Origin of the sequence: Arthrobacter sp. UNCCL28, assembly GCF_900102805.1 — a bacterium.
Classification (GTDB): Bacteria; Actinomycetota; Actinomycetes; order Actinomycetales; family Micrococcaceae; genus Arthrobacter; species Arthrobacter nicotinovorans_A.
Window position 1 is genome coordinate 896,738 of the sequence record NZ_FMWE01000001.1, and the last position, 26,624, is coordinate 923,361.

Genomic DNA, 26,624 nt, shown 5'->3' on the forward strand with positions numbered 1-26,624 from the left:
GTCTCAGTCCTCATCGAGTACGGCGCTCAGGCGGACCCGGCGCTTGGGTGCTTCGTCCTTCGGAACAGTGCCCACGATCCCGGCGGTGTCGTCCGGAACCTCGAACACGATCAGCGGCTCGCCCACATTGATGGTCTCACCGGGCGCCCCGTGAATACGCACCACTTTACCTGCCTGGGGGCTGGGCAACTCGAGGGCCGATTTGGTGGTCTCAAGCTCCACGATCGCTTGGTTGCGTTCCACCTGCTGGCCGGGTTCAACCAGCCACTCCAGCACAGTTGCTTCGATGAGTCCCTCACCGAGATCGGGGAGGGGGAACGAAATTTCAGCCACGGCGGTACTCCAGTACGCGTTGGATCCCAAAGAGGATGCGGTCGATGTTGGGGATGTATTCGTCCTCCAGGTCTCCGGAGGGATAGGGCACGTCAAAGCCGGTGACCCGCTCCACCGGCGCCTTGAGCGTTGCGAAACAGCTCTGCGTGATGAGTTGGGCCACCTCGGCGCCAAGTCCGGAAGTCAGCGGCGCTTCATGGACGACGACGGCGCGCCGCGTCTTTCCGACGGACCTCGCCAGGGCCTCTGCATCAATCGGCTTCAACCAGCGCAGGTCCAGGACCTCGACATCGATCCCGTCCTCGGCGGCCAGTTCAGCAACCTGCAGGCAACGGGACACCATGGCGCCCCATGCCACCAGCGTGAGGTGCTTGCCCTCCCTGGCCACGCGGGCGCCGGTGAGGCTGCCGCCGCCGGAGGTGCCGCCGTCGTGGATTGCCTCACCGGGAGTCGCGGTGGTGACGTCCACCGGCCCCTTTTGCCAGTAGCGCGACTTCGGCTCCATGAAGATCACCGGATCCGGGCGGGTGGCGGCGTACTTGAGCAGGTGGTAGGCGTCGTGCGGGGTAGCAGGGGAGACAACTTTGAGTCCGGGCACATGGGCAAAGAGTGCCTCAAGGCTTTCGCCGTGGTGTTCGGGCGCTCGGATGCCGCCGAAGCTGGGCACGCGCAGTGTAATGGGCATGGGCAATGTGCCCCGGCTGCGGTAGTTCATCCGGGCGATCTGGCAAATGATCTGGTTGATGGCCGGATAGGCGAAGCCATCGAACTGGACCTCGGGAATGGGGTGGAAGCCGGCCATGGCAAGGCCCACGGACATGCCCAGAATGCCCGACTCGGCCAGCGCGGTGTCGAACACCCGGTCCTCGCCGTACTTGGCCTGCAGGCCGTCCGTGATGCGGAAGACGCCTCCCAGCCGGCCGCAGTCCTCGCCGAAAATGACGGTCCTGGCGTTCCCGGCCAGGAGCTCGTCCAATGCCCGGTTGAGGGCCTGTTGCATGGACAGGTGCTCGACGCCGGCTGTGCTGTCCACGTTGGGGTGCAGCCCGGTGATGGTCTCAGACATGTTCGGACTCCTCGCGCCACGCGGTGGCCTGGGATTGAAGGGAAGGGGTGGGCTCCTGGAAGACCATGCTGAACATTTCCGCGCCGGGACGCGCGCCGAGGTCCGCGATTCCGGCGCGGATTGCCTCTTCTTCCTGCTCAGCCAAGGACTGGGCCTCGGCGAAGAAGGCCTCATCGGCCACTCCTTCGGCCAGCAGGCGCTGTTTGAAGCGCTCCAGGGGATCCTCGCCGGCGTCCAGACGTTCCTCCTCCAGGGTGCGGTAGCGGCCGGGGTCGTCCGCTGTGGAGTGAGGGCCGCGCCGGTAGGTCATGGCCTCAATGACCACCGGGCCGTTCCCTGCGCGGCAGTGGGCGAAAGCGGAACGGGTGGCTTCGTAGACGGCTGCGACGTCGTTGCCATCTACCTGCAGGGACGGGATGCCGTATCCGGCTGCGCGGGCGGCCACGGAGCCGCCTGCCACCTGGCGTTCGGTGGGGACCGAGATGGCCCACCCGTTGTTCTGCACGAAGAAGACCACGGGGGCCTTGAAGACAGCGGCGAAGTTCATGGCCTCATGGACGTCGCCCTGGGAGGAAGCGCCGTCGCCGAAGTAGGTCATGGCCACCCCCAGTCCGTCTGTTCCCGGGCCGGTGAGGGTCTGGCCGTGGGCCCAGCCGACTGCATGGAGCACGGATCCTGCCACCACTGCCTGAATGGGGGCGAACCGTGATTCCAGGGGGTTGTACATGCCGCCATGCCAGGTGGCTTTGTGGGTGGACATGTAGCCCACCATGTCCAGTCCCATGGCCCGGGCAACGCCCATTTCACGGTACGTGGGGAAAACGAAATCGCGGGTCCGGTCCACGGCATAGCCGCTGCCTACCTGTGCGGCTTCCTGGCCGAGCTCCGGGGCGTAGCCGGGAATGATGCCTTGGCGTTGCCAGGCGACCGCTGAGGTATCCAGGTGCCGGACTGCTGCCATCAAGGTGTACAGCTCACGGAGTTGATGGTGCGTGAGCGGGGCCGCGTCGTCGTCGACGGCGGCCAGCACGGGTTTGGTCGTCATGGTTGTGACCCTAGTCACCGATTGTGGCTGTGCGCAATCAGCACAGTTCAAACGAAACACTTTGTACAAGTTGGGCATAAAAAGAAGTCCTGCACAGTACAAACTGTGCAGGACTTCTTAGTTGTGATGTGCAGGTGTTACTTCGCCGCCGTGCTGTGGCGGGTGGCTTTGGACTTGGCGTTGATAAAGCAGCCGGCGGCGATGGCCAGGATCAGGATGAACGTTCCGATCAGTTGTCCGGCGCTTTCCGGGTTGGCAAAGCCCACCACCAGGATCAGGCCCAGCAGCACAAGTCCCAGAATGGTCAGGAACGGGAATCCCTTCATCCGCAAGGGCAGTTCGGTGCCATCCCGGTCTGCCCTGCGGCGAAGGATGAATTGGGACACCAGGGCAGTTCCCCAGACCACCAGGCAGGTGGAGCCCACAAGGTTCAACAGTGCCGGCAGGATCTTCTCCGGGAACAGCAATTCCAGGACCGTGGCGATGAAGCCGAAAGCAACCGAAATTCCGACGGCGGCAACGGGAACCTTTGATCCGCTCAGGCGGGAGAGGAAACGCGGAGCTTCGCCGCGCTCTGAGAGGGAGAAGATCATGCGGGAGGCGCCGTACAGGTTGGCGTTCAATGCCGACAGCAGGGCCACCACGGCCACCAGGGTGATGGCTGCGCCGGCGCCCGGAATTCCTGCGAGGTCCAGCACTCCGGCGAACGGGGACTTGAGTCCCTCCGAGCCCACAGGCAGGACGGCGGCGATGACGAAGACGGAGCCGATGTAGAAGACCAGGATGCGCCACACCACTGTGCGGATGGCCTTGCCGACGCTGTGGGCGGGGTTCTCGGTTTCTGCTGCGGCAACGCTGACGATCTCGGTGCCACCGAAGGCGAAGATCACCACGAACAAGGCTGCTGCGATTCCGCCGATGCCGTTGGGAGCAAAGTCGCCGAAGGCCGAGAATCCGGGGGAGGGAACGTTCGGGAGCCAGCCGAACAGCAGGGCGGCACCAATGAGCAGGAAGATCACGATGGCAGCGACCTTGAGGATGGCGAACCAGAATTCAAACTCGCCAAAGTTCCGCACGCCCACCAGGTTGATGCCGGTGAAGACCACCATGAACACCAGGGCGAGTATCCACACCGGGATGACGGGCCAGATCGAGAACAGCAGTCCGGCTGCGCCGAGGGCTTCGGCGGCGATGACCACCACCAGTTGGAGCCACCACAGCCAGCCGATGGTTCCGCCGGCAGTCTTGCCCATGGCCTTTTCCGCGTACACAGAGAAAGCGCCGCTGTTGGGGTTGGCGGCCGCCATCTCGCCCAGCGCCCACATGACCAGGATGATCAGGGTGCCGGCGACGAGGTAGGAAATGAGCACTGCCGGACCTGCAGCCTGGACCCCTGCCCCCGAGCCGAGGAAGAGGCCGGCGCCGATCGCACTGCCCAATCCCATCATGGTGAGCTGGCGCGGCTTGAGCGAGTGCCCGAGGCCTGATGTTGGGGCAGGAGCCGCGATGGACTTCGTTGTCATACGTGTCTACCTTCTATGGATTGCATGCTGGTTTGGCGTGTTGGCCTCATGGGCTTGGCACGCAGGCGTCGACGACGCGGCACGAGCCGTGGAATAATTCTCGCAGTTTGTAAGATACATCACTTTTTGCTGTAGCGATGTGATGGGTACGAATCCCCGGGGACAGGAACTTTGATGCTGGTCGATGCGCTTGATGCAAAAATTGTACGTTTCTTCACTGACTCGCCGCGATCCTCAGTGCTGGAGGCTTCCCGCGTGCTCAGGGTGGCCCGTGCCACGGTGCAGTCCCGGATCGACAGGATGATCGAGAACGGGGTCATCGGATCATGGGTTCCCCAGCCGGATCCCGCCAGCTTTGGGTTTCCGGTGGTGGCGTTCTGTTCGGTCACGATCACCCAGGAGATCGGCCACGACGCCATCATTGAAAGCCTGGGTGCCATCCCGGAAATCATCGAGGTCCACACGGTCACGGGAAACTCGGACCTGATGGTGAGGATCGCAGCACGGTCCAACCCGGACATGCAGCGGGTGCTGGACGCCATGATCGCCACCAAGTCCGTGGTCAGGTGCTCGTCGGTGATTGTCCTGAACAGCCACATCCAGGGCCGCACCCTGCCCCTGATGGAAGCTGCCGCGAAGGCAGTGTGACGTAAAGCATTTTGCCTGTCGCCCGTTGAGCCGTACCATTAGTTCTAGTCAACATGACTTTAACTAGCTTTCCGGTGTGCATGACTGTCTGGTGTACACCGAGAGCTCCTGGCGGCGATGAAGCGAGGTGAAACGCCGTGAACACGAACTCAGCCAATGTCGCCGAGAGGCGGCTCGCGCCGCCGTCGTTGGCTATCTCCACGGTGATTTTCGCCCTTCGCCCCAGTGAAAAGTCGGGCCGGCCCACCCTGTGGCTGCCGCTGGTCCGCCGTATCCGTGAGCCGTTCAAGGACATGTGGGCGCTCCCGGGCGGACCGCTGGCCCACGACGAATCCCTCCAGGACGCTGCCTCAAGGAACCTCCGCGAAACCACGGGACTGGCGCCCCATTACCTGGAACAGCTCTACGCCTTTGGCGGACTCCACAGGTCGCCCACCCAGCGGGTGGTTTCCATTGTGTACTGGGCGCTGGTGCAACCCACGGAAGCTGCCCTCGCTGACGAGTCCGAGAACGTGCGTTGGTTCCGTGCAGACCGGCTTGGGGAACTGGCCTTCGATCACCAGGCGATCGTCGACTACGCCCTCTGGCGGCTCCGCAACAAGATGGCCTACGGTTCCATCGCCTACCACTTGCTGGGCGAGTTCTTCACGCTCGCCCAAGTCCGCGAAGTTTACGAGGCCGTGCTGGACCGCCCGCTCGATCCCGCAAACTTCCGCAGGCACGTCAAGGCAACACCGGAAATAGAAGAAACCGGTGAATACCTGCAAGGCGGAAAACACCGCCCACCACGCCTCTACCGCTTTACCGGCACCCCAGGCCTCGGGCCAGACAACAGGAGTACACCATGAGCAGCGTCAATACTGCCGTCCAGCTGATCACCCGCGAGGAAGCCGAGAAGGGCCTCTCCCGCGCGGGATCCACGTGCAGCCCCGCACTGGCCAGGGGCCCCTGGGAATATGACCTTGCCGAAGCCCTCGCCGGCGAACCAGCCTACGGCCCCGGCGCTTCAAGCGATGACGTGGCACCGAAAGCCACGCCGCGCCAGGGGCAGTTGCCCGAAGAATACAAAAAGGCCTCCGACGCCGAACTGGACGCCCGCATCCGGGCCGCCAAAGAGACTCTCGGGGACCGGGCCGTCATCCTGGGGCACTTCTACCAGCGCGATGAAGTCATCCAGTACGCGGACTTCGTGGGCGACTCGTTCCAGCTGGCCAATGCAGCGCTGACCAAGCCGGACGCCGAAGCCATCATCTTCTGCGGCGTTCACTTCATGGCCGAGACAGCTGACATCCTCTCCACCCCGGCCCAAGCCGTCATCCTGCCGAACCTCGCCGCGGGCTGCTCCATGGCTGACATGGCAGACGAAGACTCAGTGGAAGAATGCTGGGAACAACTTGAGGAAATCTTCGGCACGGAGCCGGACGCGTCCGGACGTGTACCGGTCATTCCGGTCACGTACATGAACTCCTCAGCTGCTTTGAAGGCGTTCTGTGGGCGCAACGGCGGAATCGTGTGCACGTCCTCCAACGCCAAGGTCGTCCTGGAGTGGGCCTTCGAACGCGGTCAGCGGGTCTTGTTCTTCCCCGACCAGCACCTGGGCCGCAACACCGCCAAGGCACTCGGCGTCCCGCTTGAGCAGATGCCCATGTGGAACCCGCGCAAGGAACTCGGCGGCAACGACGAACAGGTCCTCCTGGACTCCCGCGTCATCCTCTGGCACGGCTTTTGCTCAGTCCACAAGCGCTTCAACGTAGGACAGATCGAGAAAGCCCGGCAGGACTTCCCAGGGGTCAACGTGATCGTCCACCCCGAATGCCCCATGGAGGTAGTGGACGCCGCCGACTCCGCCGGTTCCACCGACTTCATCAAGAAAGCCATCGCCGCCGCCACCGAACCCACCACGTTCGCCATCGGCACCGAGATCAACATGGTGAACAGGCTCGCCGCCGAAAACCCGCAGCACACCATCTTCTGCCTCGACCCCGTCATCTGCCCGTGCTCCACCATGTACCGCATCCACCCGGGGTACCTTGCCTGGGTCCTTGAGGAGCTCGTGGAAGGACGAATCGTCAACCGCATCACGGTGGATGACTCCGTGCAGGACAACGCCAAGATTGCGCTCGAGCGCATGCTGGCAGCCAAGCCGGCCTAGCCCGGCCACACCGGACCAACCGAATCGAGCCCCACATGACAACAGAGAGCCTTGCCCGCGGCCCCGTGCCCCGGCGGCTGGTGGTCGTCGGCAGCGGTATCGCAGGACTGTACTCAGCCCTGCTTGCCGCTGAAGCCGGGGCGGAAGTGGTGTTGCTGACCAAGGGTGCTCTGGCGGACAGCAACACCTACTACGCCCAGGGTGGCATCTCCGCCGTCCTGGACGAACCTGCACCCGGTGATACTGTGGCGGCCCACATCGCCGACACCCTCAAAGCCGGGGCCGGCCACTGCAATGAAGAAGCCGTTCGGGTCCTGTGCACCGAGGCCCGTATGGATATCGCCGGGTTGGGTAGGTTCGGTGTCCAGTTCGACCTCGATGACCAAGGCGATCCCGCCTTGGGCCTGGAAGCTGCCCATTCAGCCCCGCGTATCCTGCACGCCGGGGGAGATGCCACCGGTGCCGGAGTGGCCGCAGCCCTGATCCGGACCGTGCTGGATTTCCAAGCCGCAGGCAAAATCCAGGTCATCGGCCACGCACACGCCACGTCCCTGGCCCTGGGCGGACACCAAGGCAGCCGTGTGGTGGGAGTAAATTTCCTCCACGACGGACGCAGCCTCGGGGTCCATGGCGACTCCGTCCTGCTCGCCACGGGCGGCGCGGGGCAACTGTTCGCCAAAACAACCAATCCCTCTGTTGCAACGGCTGACGGACTTGCGTTGGCATGGCGGGTTGGTGCCGCCGTCGCGGACCTCGAATTCTTCCAGTTCCATCCCACCTGCATGGTGCTGGACAAGGAAGCCAGGGAGGCCGAGGGCAACAACGATCCCTTGCTCATCTCCGAAGCAGTCCGGGGTGAGGGGGCCATCCTGCTCGATGCCGCCGGTCATCGCTTCATGCCGGACTACCACCCCGACGCCGAGCTCGCGCCCAGGGACGTGGTCTCCCGCAGCATCGCCCTTCACCTTGCGAAACTTGGTGACCCCAACGGTCACGTCTACCTGGACGCCACCGTCATTGAGCACCAACGCGGCGGCGGCTTCCTGGCCAGGCGCTTCCCGAACCTCAGTACGCGCACGCGCCAGGCGGGCGTGGACTGGACCCGCAACCTGGTTCCCGTGGCACCGGCTGCCCACTACTGGATGGGTGGGGTGGTGACGGATCTCTACGGCCGGACCTCTGTTCCCGGATTGCTCGCTGCCGGTGAGGTGGCTTGTACCGGTGTGCAAGGAGCTAACCGCTTGGCAAGCAACTCCCTGCTCGAGGGACTGGTGTTTGGGCGGCGGGCTATTGACGCTTTTCTCTCCGGTTACCGCGACGCCGCAGTCCCCTTGGCGCCTGCGCTCGCGCCTCGAACCGGCGAACGCCTCGCAAGCTCGGCGGCCGGTTCGGGCGCTCACGCGACAACGGCGCTGTCGGGGCCTCCGGCGCCGCTGGATGAGCTGGATGCTGACCTGCCCGCTCCTGTTTCCTGGGAGTTTGAGAGCTTGCCGGGGCCGGGGGTTCGTGAGGCTTCGTTTGCGCGGGCAGGGGTGTTTTCGAGGGGGTCCTTGCGGCGGCTGATGACTGCCAAGGCAGGGGTTTTGCGTGATGGCGCACTGCTGCGGGAGGCCGGTGTGGCGTTGGTTGCCTGGGCTGGAGATGTGCAGCCGTTGAATGTTCCTGATTCCCTCGATGTCCGTGTGCATGAGGACTCGAATTTGTTGTTGGCGGCACAGCTGCTCGTTCATGCGGCCCGGGAGCGCCGGGAGTCGTTGGGGGCGCACTACCGCAGCGACAGCATGACGGAGCCGGCCGCCGTCGAAGATTTTGACAAGCGTTACACCATGAGCCGGAAAGTGAGCCTCGTCCATGACTAACCTGACCCTCCCCGCAGCGCCCGTGCGGGACATCCTGGAACGGGCGTTCGCGGAGGACGCTCCCAGCGGCGACATCACCTCGCAACTGCTCATCCCCGCCGATGCCCGGGCAACCGCGGTGCTGAATGCGCGCGTCCCCGGCGTCTTCAGCGGCGGCACCGTGTTCCGTGACGCCATGAAGCTCGTTGACCCGGATACCGAGGTAGACCTGCTGCTGGCCGACGGTGAAGCGTTCGACGCCGGGACGCACCTTGCCAGGGTCAGCGGCAGCGCCCGCTCGGTGCTGCTGGCCGAACGCGTCGCATTGAACCTGGTGCAGCGCATGAGCGCCATCGCTACGAAGACCGCGGAATTTGTCCGGCTGGTGGAAGGCACCCGTGCCCGGATCACTGATACCCGCAAGACCACACCCGGTCTTCGCGTCCTGGAACGTTATGCTGTGCGCTGCGGTGGCGGGGCCAACCACCGCTACAGTCTCTCGGACGCCGTACTGGCCAAGGACAACCACCTGGCCGTCATGACCGGTGGCGACTCCGCAAAACTGACGGAACTGCTGATCGCCGCCAAGGCACAGCTGGGCCACACCACCCACTTTGAGGTCGAAGTGGACCGGGCCGAACAGATCGAACCCGTTTTGGCCGCTGGAGTGGACACCATCATGCTGGACAACTTCTCCATCGAGGAACTCCGCGCCGGAGTGAAACAAGTGGACGGCCGCGCCATCGTGGAGGCAAGTGGCAACGTCAACATCGCAACCGTAACGGAAATTGCCGCTGCCGGCGTAGACGTCATCTCCATTGGTGGGTTGACCCACAGCGTGAGCGCCCTGGATCTCGGCCTCGACGTGGTCCTGGAGACAGCCTGAGGCACCCATGATCTTCCTCGACGCCGCAGCCACCACCCCCGTTCGCCGCGAGGCACTTGAGGCCATGTGGCCTTACTTGAGCGGTGAGTTCGGCAACCCCTCCAGCCACCACACCCTGGGCGAAGCCGCAGCAGCTGCGCTCGCCGGAGCCCGTGCAGGTGTCGCGAAGATCCTCAACTGCCGTGCTGGCGAGGTGACTTTCACCTCAGGAGGCACCGAGGCGGACAACCTTGGCGTCAAAGGCATTGCACTGGCCAGGCGGTCCGCTGATCCTTCGCTGAACAGGGTAGTTATCAGCGCAATCGAGCATCCAGCCGTGGAGGAATCGGCGAGGTATCTGGAGCGGGTGCACGGTTTTGTTGTGGACGTCCTTCCCGTTGACTCTGAAGGGCTCGTCTCCATCGAGGGTCTGCGTGCGGTGGCAGGACCGGACACGGCGTTGATCAGCATCATGTACGCGAACAATGAGATCGGAACGGTCCAACCGATCACGGCTCTGGCTGCGGTGGCGCGCGAACACGGAATCCCCTTCCATACCGATGCAGTCCAGGCCGCCGGATGGTTTCCCCTGGATGTCAAAGCGCTCGGGGTGGATGCCCTGAGCTTGTCCGGGCACAAGCTCGGTGCGCCCAAGGGTTCAGGTGTGCTGTTCACCAAGGGCCGGCTCCGGGTGGAACCACTCGTTCACGGCGGGGGACAGGAACGGGGCAGGAGGTCAGGGACGGAGAACGTGGCCGGCGCCGTTGCCTTGTCCACCGCACTGGCGTTGTCAGGTGCCGAGCAGCCGGAACAGGCAGCCAGGGTCTCCGGTCTCAGGGATCAGTTCATCGAACGGGTCCTGGCCGGCGTGCCGGGAGCTGTGGTCACTGGCCACCGGCTGCAGCGTTTGCCATCGGTGGCGTCCTTCTGTTTCCCGGGTACCAGCGGCGAATCGGTTCTGCTCGAACTTGAGCGGCTGGGCGTGGTGTGCTCCAGCGGCTCGGCCTGCGCTGCAGGATCCGATGCCCCCTCGCCCGTGTTGGTGGCCTTGGGAATAGCTCCCGAGACAGCCCAGACGGCAGTCCGTTTCAGTTTCCCTCCAACAGTCACCGGCTCCGAACTGGAGCAGGCCGCGGACGCCGTGGAAACCGCCGTCGGGCGTGTCCGGAACCTTGCCTCCCCTCAAGGCGACAACTGAGGCAGGCTTGCGCAGCTGCGCTACCGGCTGGCCCCGCAACGGCTGCACGGCCGGCTATACGTGCCGCGCTCGCCGGAATATCCAATGCCTCAGCAGGGTAAACCGGACCGCAGTGGCCACGAAGCCGGACAGGGTTGTGGTCCACAGCTCTTCGGTGACCGTGGCTTCGGGCCGGAAGAGGTGCAGCAAACCCAGACTGCCACCGGTGATGACCAAGGCGATGGCGATCACCAGGACCCCGCTGAGGTGATCCCGGGTGCGCTTCTTTTTCCCCGTGATCTTGAACGTGAGCCTGCGGTTCAACGCCGTATTCATCAGCGAGGTCGCAATCAATGCCACGGCGTTTGCCAGCTGGGGGTCAATCCACGGACGCAACAACGCGTAGATGGCCAGCGAGCTCGCGGTGCAGACCACACCCACCCCGGTAAAGCGGATCAATTGCCGCACTACGGGGTATTTCAGGACCCCACGGTGGCGTATGCGGGGTGGTTTCTGCGGGGGAGACGGGCGTAGCTCAGTGGCGTCCGCAGCTGTCTCCATGGCTTAAGCCTGACACACTACGCCGGAAGATCTTCCCAGGAAGCGCCGGTAACGGGGTTCCGGAGCTCGCCTATCCCCTCAACCCGGCACACCACGGTGTCGCCTGGCTGGATGCGGGCGCACTCGGCGGGGAAGCCCGTCAGCACAAGATCGCCGGGCTGGAGGGTCATGAAAGAGGTCAGGTAAACAAGGATCTCATCCACTTTCCAACCCAGGTCAGCTGAACTGGCGGTCTGAAGTTCATGGCCGTTGTGTACGATCCCGATTTCCAGGTTGGAGGCCTCAAGGTCCGTGACAATCCATGGGCCGACTGGAGTGAAGGTGTCCTGGCTTTTGGCGCTGATCCAGAGTTCGTCGGTTTTCTGCAGATCCCTTGCCGAGACGTCGTTGCCGATGGTGTAGCCGAGAACCGCCGAACGCGCCGTTTCGGCAGTCAAACCGCGGGCGGGGCGCCCGATGACTACCGTTAGTTCGGCTTCAGGGTCGACGTAGCCCACCGTGGAGTCCAGCTGGATGGCCTCGCCAGGGCCAACCACACTCGAGGCGGCCTTGTGGAATGCCTGGGGCGGCAGGTCGCGGCCCGGCTGGCCTGTGTTGTGCGCCATGCCCAACACATTCACGGGGACGGCCGGTGCCAGGAAAGTGAAGGAGCCTTCCGTGACCGTCGCACCGGTCTCCCAGCCGTCCCGCGCTGGACTGGCGGTGTTCGCCCGGGATGACGGGAACGGCGAATCGATCACTGTCCACTCCCGGCCGGCATCGGAGCCGAAGTCCCGGGCGTCATTGGCCACGAAGAAGTGCTCATCGGCTGAGAGCGGCGGGACGGGCCGGACACGGGCAATACGACGAGGGAGGCGTGAAGTCATGATGACATCCTACGTCCTCTGATGCGTTGTGCCGGTGTTCCTTGGCCCGCGTTACTTCTTGTGGCTGTTCTTGTGGCAGTTGCGCGATCATCCGGGATAGGCAGGGGCGGCTTCGCTGCGCCTCAGGCCAGCGGTGCAGATCCGAAAGCTACACTGAAGCGATCGCACCACAGGACTACCGACGTCAGCCCACTGACGTCAGTGCCGGCGGGAATGGCGCAATTGTGGTTTCCGTGGGTGGCCTTGATACTGCCGAGGTCCACGTAAGCCCCTGAGCGGTATTTGAACCAGTCACCGCCTGCTTCCAGGCTGCTGAGCCACACCTTGACATCGGGTCCGTCGCTGCTGGCCAGGTTCTCGAGGCGCAGTACGTGGCTGCCGTCGGGCAACGCCAGCAACTGCGCGGAGCCGGTGGTCTCATGCTCCTGGGATTCGAAGGCGCCGCTCTTGAGAATCGCCGGGCTTGGGATGGGATTGGTGGGCAGGGGACTGGTGGGCTGGGGGTTGGTGGGCTGGGGGTTGGTGGGCTGGGTCGCGGTGTTCCCAGGTGACGCAGCCGCCGTCCCACCACCCGATGATGTGTTCGCAGGGCCTTCCACAACAGGCAGCGCTTCGTTGACATTGCTGCTGGTGAAAATCCGCCACGGTTGGAAGAGTGCTGCCCCTGCCATCACCGCTGCCAGGACCATCACTGCGATCACTGCGGCAAGAGCCCTGTGGGAGCGAATGAAAATCCGGATTCGGTTCATGGATCAAGCCTAGGCTTCGGGGGACAGCACAACCGCGTTCCATTGCTTACGGTCCCGTGACGGCTTGTGCCCCGGCTGGGTGTGAATGGATGGGTCTGAACGGACGGGGAAACCAGAGCGCCTGGGGGAGAATCCCAGGCCCCGGGCTTAGAATCCGATTCATGCGCCTGGCGATCATCGGATTGGTTCTCCTCGTGGCAGGCGGGGTAACCGTTGCCACGGGCGTTTTACCGTGGCACGAAGTAGCCGTCCTGGTAGACCGGGTGGCACCCATCCTGGCGTTCGTCGTTGCCATGACCGTGGTCACCGAGCTCGTCAGTGAGGCAGGGACTTTCCAGTGGATTGCCCGGCGACTCCGGAGATGGGGTCGTGGCCGTGGTGTCCTGTTGTGGTTGCTGCTTGCGCTGTTCGCCGTCCTGAGTACGATCTTCCTGTCGCTGGATACGACGGCGGTCCTGCTGACTCCGGTGGTGGTCACCGTAGCCCGCCAAGCCGGGTTGCCCGTCCTGCCCTCGGCCTTGACCACGGTGTGGCTGGCGAATACGGCGAGTCTGTTGCTGCCGATTTCCAATCTGACGAACCTCCTGGCGCAGCACAATCTGGGTGGCATCAGCCCGGCACAGTTTGCCCGCCTGATGTGGGCTCCGTCCCTGGCGGCAATTGTGGTTCCGTTGGTGTTCGTTGCAGTGGTGTTCCGGCGCGAGCTGCGCAAGACCTACGCCTTGGATTCTGCACGACCCGCCCCAGAGCCAACATCGGCCGCCGCCCCTGATCGGGTGCTGCTGGGTGCCAGCGCCGTGGTCCTGGTTCTCCTCTTGCCGGCCCTGGTGTCCGGTGCGGCGATCTGGATTCCGGCCACCGCCGCAGCCGTGGTGCTGGCGGCGTTTTTCGCCATTCGGCGCCCGAAAGTGCTTAAGGTGACGCTGATTCCGTGGTCGCTGCTGCTTTTTACGTGCGGCCTTTTCCTGGTGGTCGAAGCAACCCAGTACCTTGGCGCCTCCGTGTTGCTTGGGCAGGTGGCAGGGGAAGGAAGCGGCTTCGTCGAACTGCTGAGGTTGGCCATGACAGGTGCGCTTGGATCCAATGTGGTCAACAACCTGCCTGCTTATCTTTTGGCCGAGCCGCTGGCAGGAAGTCCAGTGCGGATGGCTGCACTCTTGATAGGTGTCAATGCAGGACCCCTGATCACGCCATGGGCTTCCCTGGCCACCCTGCTGTGGCACGATCGCCTGGTCCGCATGAACGTGTTGATCAAGTGGAAGGGTTACGCGGTGTTGGGCTTGATCGTGGCCCCGTTGACCATAACGGCGGCCATCGCGGCCCTCACAGTCGTTGGCCCAGGAGGGGTGTTTGGCTAGCCCACGTAGAGTTCGCCCACGGGAATGTCTGTGGCCAACCGGTTGTCCGGTCCTGCCAAGGGGCACGCCCAAGCCTCGTTGTAGGCGCAGGAGGGATTGTAGGCAAAGTTGAAATCCAGGATGAACTCCGGTTCACCGGAGGAGCTCCTGGTGCCGTGGAAGGAGCCCTTGACCGTGTCCAGCAGGTACCGACCCGCCCCGTAGCTTCCGCCATCCTTGCCTGCGGTGGTGTCACGGAACGGGACAAAGATCCCGCCGCCGTAGCTCCTGAGCCGCCACACTGCCAAGGAGCCCAGTTCATCCAAGTCGAAGGTGCCGATCCTGACAAACGGCACAACGCCGTCGGTGCCTGTCTCAACATTCATTTCCTGCCCGGATCCGTCAGGGAGCAACACCGCGTGCCTGCGGAAGGCGGGGTCGTAGTCAGCCGTACGCAGTCCTGAAAAGGAGGCCTTCATCCCGGCCGTCAGCGCGGATGCCGGATGGGTGGCAAACATCAGGTCCCGCTCCTGGCGCCAGAAAACGTGGGCGTCGAAAGGATTGGTGGCTGCAAGTTGACGCACTTTGTCGTACAGGGCGAACGTCCGCAGGCGCCAGTCGGCTATATCAACCGCTGACATGGTGGGGATGTCGTCCTCGAAATAGTCCTGCTGATCGGGAGCCATACCCACAGCCTAACCCTGTGCGTGTCGCGGTATCGCCGCCGATAGGCTGGGGCCATGATCGGCATCATGAACCTGAAGCGCGTTCCGGTGAAGCTCGCTGCCTTGGTCCTTGCAGGGACGGTCCTGGCCGCAACGGCATCTTGCTCGGCTGAAAACAAGGGACCGCAGGTTACCTCCACGGCAACGTCGAAGCCGAACAGTTCGGAGTCGGGCACGGGGGCGCCGACGGAAAGCGCGACGCCGGAGCCTGGTACCGCCGTTGGCTCACCCTCGGCAACACCGGGCCCGGAGGGCCAGGCGGCTTCGTCGGGGGCGGCCGTCGCCACGCCGGGTCCCGCAGCAACGGCGCTTTCATGGAAGACCTATACGGATCCGGCCAAGAGCGTCAGTTTCGAACTGCCCAGGGATTGGATTGCCCAGTCGGTGACTCCCGAGCCGGGTTCCTTGCCGGCAGCAGTGAAGGTCGAAGTCAAGGACGGTGCCGGGAAATACGTTGCCACCCTCCAGACCGGCCTGCCGCCATCTGCTCCGGTCAATTGCCCGGCCGGACAAGCCAGGCCCTATGTAGTGATCAGCAGCGTACCTTTGGACGTTCCGCATGCCGATGGGCCGGACACCATTGATCCACGGGCGGTTTTCCGGGTGATCCAGGGATACAAATTCTTCGGCTCATATGGCATCACCAATACGGTGGCCGGGGCTGACGGGCAATCGTGCGAACTCAGGAACCGGGTGCTGGGACCGGATGGGAAAGGCGACTATTCCTTTGGAGACATCCCCGTGCTCCATGCATATGCTGCCGACGAGAAGGTGGCCCCGGCCAAGTCTTTCGAAACTCTTGACCTCGCGGCAAAGTATGCGGTCCACGGTTCTGAATTCGCCAATGTCCAGCGGATGCTACTGTCTCTGAAGGTCAATCAATAGCCCAGGCGATTGGCTGGTTCACACATACGGCGGCGTTGGGGGCTTCCCGTCGCAACACACCCCGGAGATCAATGGAACGCAACGTTGCTGCCACGCTCGTTTTCAAGACCGCAGCCAACACCAAAGTAGCCATGGCCATAGCCGTGGCCCAAAATTCCGGCTACGACTCAGTGACCGAAACCCTGTCCATCACGGCGGCAGGTGGGGAGCTTCCCTTTGCCGAACTCTGCGACCACCACGGCGGACGCTTCCACTACCTTGAGTTCACCGAGCCCAGTGAAGTGACCGTGGAGTACAGGGCAACTGTCCACGGCGTTGGCATCCCCGAAACCTCCAATCCCATGGAACTGATCCGCTACGTCCGGCCCAGCAGATATGCGGAGTCGGACAGGCTGCTGCCTACTTCCTATGCCGAGTTCGGAAACCTGCAAGGCGTTGAACTGCTTCAGGCTGTCCGCGACTGGGTCAACGGTGAACTCCGTTACGTCAGCGGTTCTTCGCGGGGTACTGATGGAGCCGTGGAAACGTTGCTGCACCGCAAGGGCGTGTGCCGCGATTTTGCCCATCTGGCGATCGCCCTGCTGCGGGCCAAAGACATTCCCGCGCGGCTCGCGGCTGTGTACGCTCCCGGGCTGAGTCCCATGGATTTCCATGCCGTTGCCGAAGCCTACGTTGACGGCGCCTGGTACATCATCGATCCCACAGGCCTTGCTCCGCGCGAATCCATGCTGAGGATCACCGCCGGCCGGGATTCCTCGGACACGGCGTTCCTCTCCACCGTAGGCGGCAGCCTGACGCTGAAGACACTCAAGGTCAGTGCTTCGGTCAATGGCGAGCTCCCGGTGGAAAACCTCCGGGAGCTCGTCCGGCTTAGCTAGTGTCCGGCCACCGAGGCCCGGAGTTTTTCGGTCAAGCGGAGTAGTTCACGCTGTTCTTCGGGTGTAAGTGCGGGCCCCACCAAATGGGCGATGTCCCTTACATGGTCCCGTCCGATGGCTTTTTGAAGCTCGCTGCCGGCCTCGGTGAGTGAGAGCAGCACTCCGCGGCCGTCGTCGGGGGCTGCCGTCCGCTCCACCAATCCGCGCTTCTCCAGGCGATCCACCAAACGGCTCAGGCTCGACTGGCTCAGCAGAACCTTGTCATTGATCTCATTGAGCCGCAGCTGGCCGGAAGGGCACTTGGACAACGTGAAAAGGACGTCGTATTCCTTGACGGGCAGGGTCTTGAACGCCGGACCTGACTGAAGTTTCCGCATCACCGCCACCTGGGAGCGGAACAGCGACTCCCAGGTTTCGGCGGCGAGGCGAACGGCGGAGGATGCCGCGCCCGTTGGACCGGACATCAGGCGTCCTGCCCCGCGGCACCTGCAGTAGCGGATTCGCTGACCTTTTCCTCCAGCGAAGCGGCCACGCGGGATGCGTGGGTCGGAGCGTCCGGCACGTGGGCGGGCTTCATGGCGGCGTATTCCTTGCGCAGGACAGGAAGGACTTCCTCACCAAACAGGTCCAGCTGCTCAAGCACGGTCTTCAGGGGAAGTCCGGCGTGGTCGATCAGGAACAACTGGCGCTGGTAGTCGCCGAAGGCCTCACGGAAAGTCAGCGTCTTTTCGATGACTTCCTGGGGGCTTCCCACGGTCAGGGGCGTTTGGGAGGTGAAGTCTTCCAAGGACGGTCCATGGCCGTAAACCGGTGCGTTGTCGAAGTACGGGCGGAATTCCTTCACCGCGTCCTGGGAGTTCTTTCTCATGAAGAACTGACCGCCGAGTCCCACAATTGCCTGGTCTGCCTTGCCGTGCCCGTAGTGCTCGTAACGCTCACGGTAGAGGCCGATCAGCTGCTGGTAGTGCTCCTTGGGCCAGAAGATGTTGTTGGCGAAGAAGCCATCGCCGAAGTACGCGGCAACTTCCGCGATCTGCGGTGTGCGGATTGAACCGTGCCACACGAACGGGGCGACGCCGTCGAGGGGGCGCGGCGTGGAGGTGAAGTTCTGCAGAGGCGTGCGGAACTTGCCCGACCAGTTGACGGTGTCCTCATCCCACAGCTTGCGGAGCAGGCTGTAGTTCTCAATGGCCAACTCAACGCCGTCCTGGATGTTCTTGCCGAACCAGGGGTAGACCGGTGCAGTGTTGCCGCGGCCAAGGACCAGGTCCACGCGGCCGTCGGAGAGGTGCTGAAGCATTGCGAAGTCTTCGGCAATCTTCACAGGATCGTTGGTGGTGATCAGTGTGGTGGCCGTGGACAGCGTGATGCGCTCGGTCTGGGCAGCGATGTAGGCCAACGTCGTGGTGGGGGAGGAGGAGAAGAACGGCCGGTTGTGGTGCTCGCCAAGGGCATAGACATCCATGCCGATTTCTTCGACCTTTTTGGCGATGGCAACGGAGGCCTTGATGCGTTCGTTCTCTGTGGGTGTGCGGCCCGTGGTGGGGTCAGCTGTGATGTCGCTGACGCTGAATACGCCGATCTGCATGATGTGCCTTTCTCCCTGCCCGAGGTCCGGGCTCTTTCAACAGTGTACCTCAAACTAGATGCATTTGCATGTATCGATACCTGTAACAGGGCAGGGCCGGGAATTGTTCCCGGCCCTGCATGTCATGGAGTTTGTTGGCTGTGGCCGCTATTCGCCGGGGTTGTGGGCAGCGCGGCGACCCTTGACCCTGGGAATCATTCCCGTGGTCCAATCCTGGAATTCATCGGAGGAGCCACCGGCCGCGTTTCCTGCCGGGGCGGCTGTTCCGCTTCCGGATTCAGGTGCCGGCTTCTCCTTCAAGGCCTTCAGCAAGTCTTTCTTTTCCCTGCGTCCCTCCACCAGTTTGTAGAGGACCGGGACCAGCACCAAGGTCAACGCCGTGGAGGAGACCAGGCCTCCGATCACCACGATCGCCAGGGGCTGTGAAATGAAGCCGCCGCCGCCGGTAAGTCCAAATGCCATGGGCGTCAGTGCGAACACCGTGGCCAACGCCGTCATGAGGATGGGGCGGAGCCGCTGGCGGGCGCCGTGCGTAATGGCCTCCGCGACGTTCATGCCGGGGCTGCCATCGTGGGGCTTGCGGTACTGGTTGATGAGGTCAATGAGGACAATAGCGTTGGTGACTACGATGCCTACCAACATCAGCATGCCGATCAACGAGGGCAGGCCCAGCGGAACACCGGTCACCAGGAGCAGGCCTACCGCTCCCGTTGCCGCGAACGGCACGGAGACCAGCAGGATCAGGGGCTGGATGAGTGACTTGAACGCTGCCACCATGATGACGTACACAATCGCGATGGCTGCCAGCAGTGCCAGGCCCAACTGCCGGAACGACTCCGCCTGCTGGGTGGTCGCACCTCCGATGGTGGCTGTAACCCCGGCCGGAAGTTCCAGGGATGCAAGACGCTCCTGGACCGCGGCGCTGACGCTGCCTAGGTTGGAACCTGACGGCGTGACAGTCACCCGCGCTGTACGCTGCCCATTGCTGCTGGTGATGGACACAGGAGTATCAACCTGCTCGACGGCGGCGATCGTCTCCAGCGCCACGCCACCCCGGGCTGTGGGGAGCTGGAGCGCCCGCACCGAAGCAATGCTGGTGAACCGGGTGCCCTCGCCGATCTGCACAGGGTAGTCGTTGGTATCGATGCGCACGGTGCCGGCAGGGACGGGGCTGACGGTGGAAGCAAGGAAGGCCCCAACCTGCTCCTCGGTCAGTCCGGCGGCCACGGCCTTGGCGCGGTCAACGCGGACCTGGACCACTGATTGCTTGGAGGCCAGGTTGGTGGCTACCTCCGAACTGCCGGGCACTCCTTCCATGGCCTTCACCGTGGCGTCGCTGGCCGTTTGGAGATCGGCGGAGTTCGCTGCCCGGATAGTGATGTCCACCGTGGAAGATGTGCCGAATCCACCTTGCTGGGACCCGACAGTGATCTTTCCCGCCGCGCCTTGGAGCTTGGAGCGGACCTCATCCTGGAGCTTGGCCTGGTTCACTTTCTCATCAGTCACAATGGTGAACGTCGAGTTGGAGGAACCAGTGGAGGTCAGGGCGGCGAAGCCTGTCTGGGCGTTTCCGGAGGTGACCTGCACGTCTTTGATGCCGTTGATGCCCTTGAGGGAATCCTCGATCTTGCTTGCCTCATCGCTGGTGGCCTGCAGGCTCGTGCCGGCTGGAAGCACTTGGCGTACGGTCATGCTGTTCTCGCCGGAGCGGCCCAGCAGGTCAGTGGCCAGGAGCGGTGAAACGGCGACCGTTGCCACAAGGATCAAGGCGGCGGCGGACAACGTGATAACCGGGTGTTTCTGTGTTTTCGCCAGGATCGGAAGATAGCCGCGCTGGAGCCTGCTTCTTTCCTCGGCTTCCCGGGCTTTTGCCGCAGCTTCCCGGAGGGAAGCCTGGGTCGCCGCTCCCTGTGTCGGGGAAGCGAGGAACCAGTAGGCCAGGACTGGCACGATCGTGAGCGAGACCAGCAGTGAGGACAACAGGGCGATGGTCACTGTGAGGGCGAAAGGCCGGAACAGCTCCCCGGCCAGGTCTCCCACAAAGGCAATGGGCAGGAAGACGGCAACGGTGGTCAACGTCGAAGCGGTGATGGCCCCGGCGACTTCCCTGATGGAGGTCAAAATGGCTGTCAGCTTGGCTTCACCGTAACTCAGATGCCTCTTGATGTTCTCGATCACCACGATCGAGTCATCAACCACGCGCCCGATCGCAATGGTCAGGGCACCCAAAGTGAGGATGTTCAGGGAATAGCCTGTGGCCGAGATGCCGATGAAGGTGATCAGCAGGGACAGCGGTATCGAAACAGCGGTCACCAAGGTCGATCGTACGGACATGAGGAAAACCAGGATGACGGCCACGGCGAAGCCCAGTCCAAGGAGTCCTTCGGTGGTGAGGTCCTTGATGGACTTCTCAATGAACGGAGCCTGGTCGAAGACCGGTGTGAACGTTGCGTTGTTGCCGAGTTCTTCCTGCATAGGTGCGATCGCGTCCCGCACGGCATGGGAAATCGCCACGGTATCGCCCTCGGGCTTTTTGGTGACGGACAGCGCCAGCGTCGGCTTGCCGTTGGTGCGCGTAATGGAGGTGGCGGCGTCGTCTTCGATGCTGACATCGGCTACCGACCCGATAGTGGCCGCGGTCTTGGCGCCGGCCAGGGGCAGCCCCTTGATGATCTCCAGCGAATCAACCGGACTTCCGAGCTGGAGGGACAGCGTCTTTCCCTGGTCCTCGATGGTGCCCACGGGGACCAGGGTGCCATTGTTCTTCAAAGCGCTGCTGATGGCCTGGATGGACGCTCCAGTGGTGGCCAGATCCGCCGGGCGCGGTTCGATCAGGATGTGCTGGCTGGCTCCACCGGTGACGTCGGCGCCGCGGACGCCGTCGATCTTCTGCAGCCGTGGAACGCTCAACCGCAAGAGGTCCGCGTTGAGTTCGCTCAGCGGTTTGTCCGAGGACACGGCCAGGTAGACAATCGGAAAATCGCTGATGTTCCCGGCAATGGACTGTGGCTCGACGTCGGCCGGCAGAACCCGCTTGGCGTTCGAGATGGCCCGGTCAATCTGGTTGCGTGCCCGGTCAAGGTTGGACCCGTAGGTGAACACCATGGTGATTTGTGAAACACCGTTGCGGGAGGTCGACGTGGTGGACTCCAGCCCCTCAACACTGTTCAGTGCTGTTTCCAGGGGCTGGCTCAATTGCTTGTCCACCACCTCCGGAGAGGCCCCCGGCATCGAGGTCACCACAGTGATCTGCGGGAACTCGATGGACGGTATGAGTTCCTGCTTCAGGGATCCCATGGTGATCACGACGAACACGGCAGCGAAGACGGTGATCAGCGCGATCAGGGCCCGGTTTCCCAGAGAAAGCTTGGCCAGGCGGAACATTGCATTGACTCCCAGGGTCTACGAAACGATTCGTCTGACGGGAACCGGCCGCAGCCCCGGGTATGGCCTAGCTTTGGACGGCGTTTGCCACTTCGAGTTGCAGCGAACGCGCGGTGCTTGCTTCGAGTTCGGCAGCGAGCTCAGGGTTCTCGTTGAGCTTGACGCCGTAGCCCGGCATCATGTCCTTGAGCTTGGACTGCCAGCCCTTGAAGTTCTTCGGGAAGGACTTCTGGAGCAGTTCGATCATGATTGGTACAGCAGTGGAGGCTCCCGGAGAGGCACCCAGCAATGCGCCAATGGAACCATCGCGGGAGGCAATGACCTCGGTGCCGAACTGCAGGACGCCACCCTTCTGAGGGTGCTTCTTGATGATTTGTACACGCTGGCCGGCCGTGATCAGTTCCCAATTACCACCGGCAGCTTCCGGGTAGTACTCGCGCAGGGCCTCAACCTTGGCCTCATGGCGCTTGGCCACCTCTTTGATGAGGTAAGCGGTGAGGTCCATGTTGTCCTTGGCTACAGCCAGCATGGGAATGATGTTTCCCGGCCGGATGGACAAGGGCAGGTCCAGGTAGCTGGAGGTCTTCAGGAAGTTGGTGGAGAAACCGGCGTACGGGCCGAACAGCAGCGAACGCTTGCCGTCCACGTAGCGGGTGTCCAGGTGCGGTACGGACATGGGCGGCGCTCCTACGGATGCCTGCCCGTATACCTTGGCGCTGTGCTGGGACGTGATGGCGTCGTCCGTGCAGCGGAAAAACTGGCCGGAAACGGGGAAACCGCCGTAGCCCTTGCTCTCGGGAATGCCGGAAGCCTGGAGGAGGTGCAGGGCTCCGCCGCCGGCTCCGACGAAGACGAACTTCGCATGGATCCGGCCGTGCTCGCCGGACTTGTGATGCTTGATGGAAAGGTCCCAGCCGCCACCTGCAGCCCGGTTGATGTTGGTGACGTCGTGGCCGTAATTGACCTCGGCGCCGCTGTCCTGCAGGTAGGTGGTCAGCTCACGTGTCAGGGCGCCGAAATCGACGTCGGTGCCTTCAGCAGCCCGGGTAGCGGCAACCCGTTGCTTACGGTCGCGTCCCTTGACGATCAGGGGCGCCCACTTGGCAATCTGGTCCTGGTCCTCGGTGTATTCCATGCTGCGGAACAGTGTGTTGGGCTTCAGTGCCTCGTACCGGGTCTTGAGGAAGTCCGCGTGGTCGTCGCCAATGACGAAGCTCATGTGCGGAACGGTGTTGATGAAGCCCTTGGGGGAACCGATAACGCTGCTGTCCACGAGGTGGGACCAGAATTGGCGCGAGAGCTGGAACTGCTCGTTGATGTGGAGGGCCTTGGAGGGGTCCACGGAGCCGTCTTTGGCTGCGGGCGAGTAGTTAAGCTCACACAGCGCGGCATGTCCGGTGCCGGCGTTGTTCCACGGTCCGGAGCTCTCAAGCCCCGCTTCGTCGAGTCGTTCGAACAGGGAGATGGTCCAGGTGGGTTCGAGTTGCTTGATGAACGCACCAAGGGTGGCGCTCATGATTCCGCCGCCAATAAGGACGACGTCGGCATGTTGAGTCTTGGAAATGAAGGTCACGATCAATCTCCGTTAGCGGCGGCACTGGCTGTCACAGAATATCCCCGCGCAGACCCAATACTGAAATTGCGGGCAATCGTCAAGGCTTTAAGCGGACGTTCGTGAAAACTTCGTTGAGGACCGGTGAAGCCGGGTAGCTTTCCACCTTGTTGGACAGCGCCAACGCCGAGATGGGGAAGGCGATGGGCACTGCCGGGACCGAGGCTGCGATTTCGGCATTGATGGCCTGGTACTGGGCGTTGCGGTCGTCACCATCAGGCATGGCGCGTGCCCGCTCGATTTTGTGGAATACTTCTGAATCCGCATAGCCGAACTCGGCGCGTTTCTCGCCGAAGAGCGGCCCCAGGAAGTTGTCGGCGTCAGCGTAGGAGCCGTTCCACCCCAGGAGGTGCAGGCCGCGGTCTCCGGCCGACTGGACCCGTTGCAGGTAGCCGCCCTCCCAGTCCACGGGCACCGGCTTGATGTTCAAGCCCACGGCAACCAGCTGGCGGCTGATTTCAGCGTAGATCTTCTCCGGAGTGGGCATGTAGGCGCGGGTGGCATTCAACGGGTAGTAGAACTTGATTTCCTCGCCCTTGTAACCCGCCTTTTCCAGCAAGGCCTTGGCCTTATCGGGGTTGTACCCCAGGGAGGGGGCATTGTTGTTGAAGCCGCTGAGCTTGGGCGGCACGAACTGCGAGGCTTGGGCCGTGTTGTCGATGAAGAACCGCCGGATCAATGTTTCTTTATCGACTGCCATTTCGATTGCCTGCCGGACCTCGAGCTTGTCCAACGGGGCTGTTGCCTGGTTGATCCCGAGGTACATCACGGAGAACGGATCGCGCTGGATGATCTGCACGCCCTTCTTTACCAGTTGGTCAAACGTGCTGGGGGTGACCAGGTCGTAGGCATCGATCTTGCCGTCCAAGAGGGCTTGCTGACGCGTTTCGGCGCGGTCGTAGGGAATGAAGTTGATGGTTGCTATCTGGCCGCGGTTGCCCCAGTAGCCCTTGTAGGTGGCCAGGGTGATTTTATTCTCATCCCAGGCACTGAATTCATATGGGCCCGTCCCCACGGGGTGGCTGGCGTAGGCGGACACGGCCTGGCCGTTGAGGGTCTGGTCCAGCACGTTCGCTTTTTGTGCTTCCAGGGCGGTGGGCGAGGAAATGGCGAAGGCGGGAAGGGTCAACGCCTGGAGGAAACCGGTGAAAGGCCGCGTCAGGTTGATCTGGACGTCAGTGGCAGAGACCACTTTGCAGTCTTTGAAGATGGAGAACACGGGTTCGTCCGAGTAAGCCTTGAACACCCCTTGGAAAGAGATCCCGGGAGCTTGTTTCCGGAGCTCGGAGGAAAAGGTGAACCAGCGGTTGAAGTTTGCGCAGACAGCTGCAGCGTCAAGTGGGGTGCCATCGTGGAAGGTTACTGCGGAGCGGAGCGTGAAATCGTAGCTGAGCCCGTTGTTGCTGTCTTTCCACTCCGTGGCCAAAAGGGGAGTGGTCTCACCTGTGGCGCCATCGACGCCCACCAGTCCTTCGAGGACCTGGCGGGTGACCCGGTAGGACTCTGAATCCGCGGTCATGGCGGGATCGAGCCCAAGGGGCATGGAGGCAGTACCGAAATTGAAGGTGGCAGCAGGCTCTGCGGGAGCTGTACTGCTGGAAGACGAAGACGGCGCAGATCCCGGCGCTCCTGTGCATGCTGCCAGCCCTAAAACCGCTGCTGCAGCTACGAACTGTACGGTCAGTCGCCGCATCTTGCTGCTTGCCACTCTTGTCCCCTCAAGCCGGTCGGAAGTGCTGTGGCCGGCTTTGCCAGACCGCATTCCAGTCTAGTTGAACCTCCTGAGTGCACTTCCCAGCGCATTTTCAGGAAGCTGTCCCCGCTGCTTGAGGAAAAAACACCCCCGATTGCAAAATCGGGGGTGTTCTATGTGGTCCATTCACTGCCTTTGATGCTGTGCGCAAGGGGGGACTTGAACCCCCACGCCCGAAGGCACAGGAACCTAAATCCTGCGTGTCTGCCAATTTCACCACTCGCGCCGGCTGATGGCCGGCGCCCCAGGGGCGGCCCGCCATCGGCCTCCAGTGTACCTGCTAGCTGTCCAGCTTGAGGTCCCTGCGGAGCTTGGCAACATGCCCGGTTGCACGCACGTTGTATTGCGCCAGAGACACCTTTCCTTCGGGATCCACCACCACCGTGGACCGGATCAGTCCCATGTAGGTCTTGCCGTAGTTCTTCTTCTCGCCCCAAGCTCCGTAGGCCTCAGCCACAGCATGGTCCTCGTCCGAGAGGAGCGGGAAGGTCAGTTGTTCTTCGGATGCAAACTTCGCCAGTGCTTTGACGGGATCGGGAGAGATGCCAACAACCTCATAGCCTGCAGCCTGCAGTGAAGCCAGGGTGTCGCGGAAGTCACAGGCTTCCTTGGTGCAGCCGGGGGTTGATGCTGCCGGATAGAAATAGACGATGGTTTTGCGTCCGCGGAAGTCCGCCAAGCCAACGCTTTTACCGGTTTCATCCAGAAGTGAGAAGTTCGGGGCGACGTCGCCCGGGATAAGTCGTTCTGCCACAATATGCTCCTAGCTGGGGATCGCGATTTCCCAGTTTAGTGGGGTGAAGCCGCACTGGCTCCCCGTCCGCGCATATACTGTCGGCATGCCAGATATGGAGAGATGGCCCACCACCCGATTGCTTTCGACAGCTGCGCGCCTGGTGGAAATCTCGTGGAATGAAAAATTGAAGTCCATCGGCCTTACCCACGCCGGGGTCATAGCCATGCAGGTGCTTGCTGCCAAAGGTGCAATAACGCAGGCAGCATTGGCCGAAGTTGCGCGGGTCAAGGCCCAGACAATGGGTACCACTCTTGCGCGGTTGGAGCTGCACGGGCACATCACGCGCCAGCGCAGCGACTCCGACCGCAGAAGCCACGTGGTGACCCTTACGGATGCCGGCAGTGCAGCGCTTGCCGAAGCGGTAAAGCTTGAGCAGGACGTCCTGTCTCCGGTTGCCGTTGATACTGCACGGTTGCGTGAGGAGCTGAGGATCGTAGTCCGGGGGCTGGCTGGTTTGCCTGCTCCCGAGCCGGAACCCAGCGAAGGCGCAGCTGACGCAGCTGACGCAGCACAGAGCTGACTTACACCAAGGCCCAGACCGAGGCGTTCCTACCCGGAGCGCCTCGGCCAGGCCAAACAAAAAGGCTCCGGATCGTTTTCACGATCCGGAGCCTTTTTGTTATTGGTGCACCCCCCGGGACTCGAACCCGGAACCCATTGATTAAGAGTCAATTGCTCTGCCAGTTGAGCTAGAGGTGCAGCTGTTGTCCAAGTCTTCGATGAATTCGCATTCCTCGTTGAGCTCCGCAACGAGGAATAACTCTACACGAGATTTGGACTGTTCAAAACCAAAAGGAGTGGGGGAGTGATGCATGCCATGACGGGGTGATTCCACGGTGGAAG

24 protein-coding genes and 2 tRNA genes are annotated in these 26,624 nt (G+C 62.7%); 10 read left to right on the forward strand and 16 right to left on the reverse strand.

The window, feature by feature from the left end:
• Nucleotides 1–3 precede the first annotated feature (3 nt).
• The 4 genes from BLQ01_RS04045 to BLQ01_RS04060 all read right to left on the reverse strand — a co-directional run bounded on the left by BLQ01_RS04045 (nucleotide 4) and on the right by BLQ01_RS04060 (nucleotide 3,967).
• A complete protein-coding gene (locus tag BLQ01_RS04045) occupies nucleotides 4–333 on the reverse strand; it encodes a biotin/lipoyl-containing protein (RefSeq protein ID WP_026540188.1) in 330 nt (109 codons plus the stop codon).
• Entirely contained in the window at nucleotides 326–1,399 is a 1,074-nt protein-coding gene (locus BLQ01_RS04050) for an alpha-ketoacid dehydrogenase subunit beta (protein WP_091550206.1), read from the reverse strand. The genes BLQ01_RS04045 and BLQ01_RS04050 overlap by 8 nt, the downstream gene beginning before the upstream one ends.
• Nucleotides 1,392–2,444 carry a thiamine pyrophosphate-dependent enzyme gene (locus tag BLQ01_RS04055; RefSeq protein WP_091550208.1) on the reverse strand — a complete coding sequence of 351 codons (1,053 nt, stop codon included), beginning with the start codon at nucleotides 2,442–2,444 and terminating at the stop codon, nucleotides 1,392–1,394. The genes BLQ01_RS04050 and BLQ01_RS04055 overlap by 8 nt, the downstream gene beginning before the upstream one ends.
• Before the next feature lie 137 nt (nucleotides 2,445–2,581).
• Nucleotides 2,582–3,967, reverse strand: a complete 1,386-nt coding sequence (locus tag BLQ01_RS04060; RefSeq protein ID WP_091550210.1) for an amino acid permease — start codon at nucleotides 3,965–3,967, stop codon at nucleotides 2,582–2,584.
• A 174-nt stretch (nucleotides 3,968–4,141) separates the two neighbouring features.
• Between BLQ01_RS04060 and BLQ01_RS04065 the strand changes: the two genes are divergently transcribed.
• From BLQ01_RS04065 to BLQ01_RS04090, 6 genes are all read left to right on the forward strand, one after another.
• Nucleotides 4,142–4,615 (forward strand): Lrp/AsnC family transcriptional regulator, encoded by a 474-nt coding sequence (locus BLQ01_RS04065; RefSeq protein WP_091550211.1) that lies wholly within the window; start codon nucleotides 4,142–4,144, stop codon nucleotides 4,613–4,615.
• A gap of 137 nt (nucleotides 4,616–4,752) precedes the next feature.
• The gene (locus BLQ01_RS04070) at nucleotides 4,753–5,463 is read left to right on the forward strand and encodes an NUDIX hydrolase (RefSeq protein WP_026546087.1); all 711 of its coding nucleotides are present in this window, start codon (nucleotides 4,753–4,755) and stop codon (nucleotides 5,461–5,463) included.
• Entirely contained in the window at nucleotides 5,460–6,767 is a 1,308-nt protein-coding gene (gene nadA / locus BLQ01_RS04075) for a quinolinate synthase NadA (protein WP_091550213.1), read from the forward strand. Before BLQ01_RS04070 ends, nadA begins: the two co-directional genes overlap by 4 nt.
• A 35-nt stretch (nucleotides 6,768–6,802) precedes the next feature.
• Nucleotides 6,803–8,626 (forward strand): L-aspartate oxidase, encoded by a 1,824-nt coding sequence (locus BLQ01_RS04080; RefSeq protein WP_091550215.1) that lies wholly within the window; start codon nucleotides 6,803–6,805, stop codon nucleotides 8,624–8,626.
• Nucleotides 8,619–9,491: a carboxylating nicotinate-nucleotide diphosphorylase gene (nadC, locus tag BLQ01_RS04085; RefSeq protein WP_091550217.1), complete on the forward strand. Its 873-nt coding sequence runs from the start codon at nucleotides 8,619–8,621 to the stop codon at nucleotides 9,489–9,491. Before BLQ01_RS04080 ends, nadC begins: the two co-directional genes overlap by 8 nt.
• Nucleotides 9,492–9,498: 7 nt before the next feature.
• Complete coding sequence (locus tag BLQ01_RS04090) at nucleotides 9,499–10,668, forward strand: cysteine desulfurase family protein (RefSeq protein WP_091550219.1); 1,170 nt, start codon at nucleotides 9,499–9,501, stop codon at nucleotides 10,666–10,668.
• Nucleotides 10,669–10,722: 54 nt separating this feature from the next.
• Here the strand turns inward: BLQ01_RS04090 and BLQ01_RS04095 are convergent, their stop codons facing one another.
• The 3 genes from BLQ01_RS04095 to BLQ01_RS04105 form a co-directional block, all read right to left on the reverse strand.
• Nucleotides 10,723–11,208: a GtrA family protein gene (locus BLQ01_RS04095; protein ID WP_091550220.1), complete on the reverse strand. Its 486-nt coding sequence runs from the start codon at nucleotides 11,206–11,208 to the stop codon at nucleotides 10,723–10,725.
• A 17-nt stretch (nucleotides 11,209–11,225) separates the two neighbouring features.
• Nucleotides 11,226–12,074 carry a fumarylacetoacetate hydrolase family protein gene (locus tag BLQ01_RS04100; RefSeq protein WP_091550222.1) on the reverse strand — a complete coding sequence of 283 codons (849 nt, stop codon included), beginning with the start codon at nucleotides 12,072–12,074 and terminating at the stop codon, nucleotides 11,226–11,228.
• 122 nt (nucleotides 12,075–12,196) lie between these two features.
• Nucleotides 12,197–12,823, reverse strand: a complete 627-nt coding sequence (locus BLQ01_RS04105; protein WP_091550223.1) for a DM13 domain-containing protein — start codon at nucleotides 12,821–12,823, stop codon at nucleotides 12,197–12,199.
• 161 nt (nucleotides 12,824–12,984) lie between these two features.
• Here BLQ01_RS04105 and BLQ01_RS04110 point away from each other — a divergent pair, with 161 nt between their 5' ends.
• Nucleotides 12,985–14,181 carry an SLC13 family permease gene (locus BLQ01_RS04110; protein WP_091550225.1) on the forward strand — a complete coding sequence of 399 codons (1,197 nt, stop codon included), beginning with the start codon at nucleotides 12,985–12,987 and terminating at the stop codon, nucleotides 14,179–14,181.
• Here BLQ01_RS04110 and BLQ01_RS04115 read toward each other — a convergent pair.
• Nucleotides 14,178–14,846: a DUF1684 domain-containing protein gene (locus tag BLQ01_RS04115; RefSeq protein WP_091550226.1), complete on the reverse strand. Its 669-nt coding sequence runs from the start codon at nucleotides 14,844–14,846 to the stop codon at nucleotides 14,178–14,180. The two genes, BLQ01_RS04110 and BLQ01_RS04115, sit on opposite strands and share 4 nt — an antisense overlap.
• A 54-nt stretch (nucleotides 14,847–14,900) precedes the next feature.
• On the opposite strand from BLQ01_RS04115, the gene BLQ01_RS04120 reads away from it, so the two are divergent.
• Nucleotides 14,901–15,770 carry a hypothetical protein gene (locus BLQ01_RS04120; protein ID WP_091550228.1) on the forward strand — a complete coding sequence of 290 codons (870 nt, stop codon included), beginning with the start codon at nucleotides 14,901–14,903 and terminating at the stop codon, nucleotides 15,768–15,770.
• Between the two features lie 71 nt (nucleotides 15,771–15,841).
• Nucleotides 15,842–16,648, forward strand: coding sequence for a transglutaminase-like domain-containing protein (locus BLQ01_RS04125; RefSeq protein WP_091550230.1), 807 nt, complete (start codon nucleotides 15,842–15,844; stop codon nucleotides 16,646–16,648).
• Here the strand turns inward: BLQ01_RS04125 and BLQ01_RS04130 are convergent.
• The 7 genes from BLQ01_RS04130 to bcp form a co-directional block, all read right to left on the reverse strand.
• Nucleotides 16,645–17,112, reverse strand: coding sequence for a MarR family winged helix-turn-helix transcriptional regulator (locus BLQ01_RS04130; RefSeq protein ID WP_091550232.1), 468 nt, complete (start codon nucleotides 17,110–17,112; stop codon nucleotides 16,645–16,647). The genes BLQ01_RS04125 and BLQ01_RS04130 overlap by 4 nt on opposite strands.
• Nucleotides 17,112–18,236 carry an LLM class flavin-dependent oxidoreductase gene (locus BLQ01_RS04135; protein ID WP_091550233.1) on the reverse strand — a complete coding sequence of 375 codons (1,125 nt, stop codon included), beginning with the start codon at nucleotides 18,234–18,236 and terminating at the stop codon, nucleotides 17,112–17,114. Before BLQ01_RS04135 ends, BLQ01_RS04130 begins: the two co-directional genes overlap by 1 nt.
• Nucleotides 18,237–18,383: 147 nt before the next feature.
• Nucleotides 18,384–21,620 carry an efflux RND transporter permease subunit gene (locus BLQ01_RS04140; protein WP_091550234.1) on the reverse strand — a complete coding sequence of 1,079 codons (3,237 nt, stop codon included), beginning with the start codon at nucleotides 21,618–21,620 and terminating at the stop codon, nucleotides 18,384–18,386.
• 67 nt (nucleotides 21,621–21,687) lie between these two features.
• The gene (locus BLQ01_RS04145; protein WP_091550236.1) at nucleotides 21,688–23,193 is read right to left on the reverse strand and encodes a malate:quinone oxidoreductase; all 1,506 of its coding nucleotides are present in this window, start codon (nucleotides 23,191–23,193) and stop codon (nucleotides 21,688–21,690) included.
• 79 nt (nucleotides 23,194–23,272) lie between these two features.
• A complete protein-coding gene (locus tag BLQ01_RS04150; RefSeq protein WP_175493351.1) occupies nucleotides 23,273–24,925 on the reverse strand; it encodes an ABC transporter substrate-binding protein in 1,653 nt (550 codons plus the stop codon).
• A 204-nt stretch (nucleotides 24,926–25,129) separates the two neighbouring features.
• Nucleotides 25,130–25,211, reverse strand: a tRNA-Leu gene (locus tag BLQ01_RS04155).
• 54 nt (nucleotides 25,212–25,265) lie between these two features.
• Nucleotides 25,266–25,739 (reverse strand): thioredoxin-dependent thiol peroxidase, encoded by a 474-nt coding sequence (gene bcp / locus BLQ01_RS04160; protein WP_091550238.1) that lies wholly within the window; start codon nucleotides 25,737–25,739, stop codon nucleotides 25,266–25,268.
• 85 nt (nucleotides 25,740–25,824) lie between these two features.
• Between bcp and BLQ01_RS04165 the strand changes: the two genes are divergently transcribed.
• On the forward strand, nucleotides 25,825–26,301 hold the full coding sequence (locus tag BLQ01_RS04165; protein WP_081733236.1) for a MarR family winged helix-turn-helix transcriptional regulator: 477 nt from the start codon (nucleotides 25,825–25,827) through the stop codon (nucleotides 26,299–26,301).
• A 103-nt stretch (nucleotides 26,302–26,404) separates the two neighbouring features.
• Here BLQ01_RS04165 and BLQ01_RS04170 read toward each other — a convergent pair.
• Nucleotides 26,405–26,480, reverse strand: a tRNA-Lys gene (locus BLQ01_RS04170).
• Between the last annotated feature and the right edge of the window lie 144 nt (nucleotides 26,481–26,624).

Bases quoted from the DNA above. Each gene is read 5' to 3' on its own strand.
- BLQ01_RS04050 (WP_091550206.1), bottom strand. From the start codon at position 1,399: ATGTCTGAGACCATCACCGGGCTGCACCCCAACGTGGACAGCACAGCC.
- BLQ01_RS04055 (WP_091550208.1), bottom strand. From the start codon at position 2,444: ATGACGACCAAACCCGTGCTGGCCGCCGTCGACGACGACGCGGCCCCG.
- BLQ01_RS04060 (WP_091550210.1), bottom strand. From the start codon at position 3,967: ATGACAACGAAGTCCATCGCGGCTCCTGCCCCAACATCAGGCCTCGGG.
- BLQ01_RS04065 (WP_091550211.1), top strand. From the start codon at position 4,142: ATGCTGGTCGATGCGCTTGATGCAAAAATTGTACGTTTCTTCACTGAC.
- nadA (WP_091550213.1), top strand. From the start codon at position 5,460: ATGAGCAGCGTCAATACTGCCGTCCAGCTGATCACCCGCGAGGAAGCC.
- BLQ01_RS04080 (WP_091550215.1), top strand. From the start codon at position 6,803: ATGACAACAGAGAGCCTTGCCCGCGGCCCCGTGCCCCGGCGGCTGGTG.
- nadC (WP_091550217.1), top strand. From the start codon at position 8,619: ATGACTAACCTGACCCTCCCCGCAGCGCCCGTGCGGGACATCCTGGAA.
- BLQ01_RS04090 (WP_091550219.1), top strand. From the start codon at position 9,499: ATGATCTTCCTCGACGCCGCAGCCACCACCCCCGTTCGCCGCGAGGCA.
- BLQ01_RS04095 (WP_091550220.1), bottom strand. From the start codon at position 11,208: ATGGAGACAGCTGCGGACGCCACTGAGCTACGCCCGTCTCCCCCGCAG.
- BLQ01_RS04100 (WP_091550222.1), bottom strand. From the start codon at position 12,074: ATGACTTCACGCCTCCCTCGTCGTATTGCCCGTGTCCGGCCCGTCCCG.
- BLQ01_RS04105 (WP_091550223.1), bottom strand. From the start codon at position 12,823: ATGAACCGAATCCGGATTTTCATTCGCTCCCACAGGGCTCTTGCCGCA.
- BLQ01_RS04110 (WP_091550225.1), top strand. From the start codon at position 12,985: ATGCGCCTGGCGATCATCGGATTGGTTCTCCTCGTGGCAGGCGGGGTA.
- BLQ01_RS04115 (WP_091550226.1), bottom strand. From the start codon at position 14,846: ATGGCTCCCGATCAGCAGGACTATTTCGAGGACGACATCCCCACCATG.
- BLQ01_RS04120 (WP_091550228.1), top strand. From the start codon at position 14,901: ATGATCGGCATCATGAACCTGAAGCGCGTTCCGGTGAAGCTCGCTGCC.
- BLQ01_RS04125 (WP_091550230.1), top strand. From the start codon at position 15,842: ATGGAACGCAACGTTGCTGCCACGCTCGTTTTCAAGACCGCAGCCAAC.
- BLQ01_RS04130 (WP_091550232.1), bottom strand. From the start codon at position 17,112: ATGTCCGGTCCAACGGGCGCGGCATCCTCCGCCGTTCGCCTCGCCGCC.
- BLQ01_RS04135 (WP_091550233.1), bottom strand. From the start codon at position 18,236: ATGCAGATCGGCGTATTCAGCGTCAGCGACATCACAGCTGACCCCACC.
- BLQ01_RS04140 (WP_091550234.1), bottom strand. From the start codon at position 21,620: ATGTTCCGCCTGGCCAAGCTTTCTCTGGGAAACCGGGCCCTGATCGCG.
- BLQ01_RS04150 (WP_175493351.1), bottom strand. From the start codon at position 24,925: ATGCGGCGACTGACCGTACAGTTCGTAGCTGCAGCAGCGGTTTTAGGG.
- BLQ01_RS04165 (WP_081733236.1), top strand. From the start codon at position 25,825: ATGCCAGATATGGAGAGATGGCCCACCACCCGATTGCTTTCGACAGCT.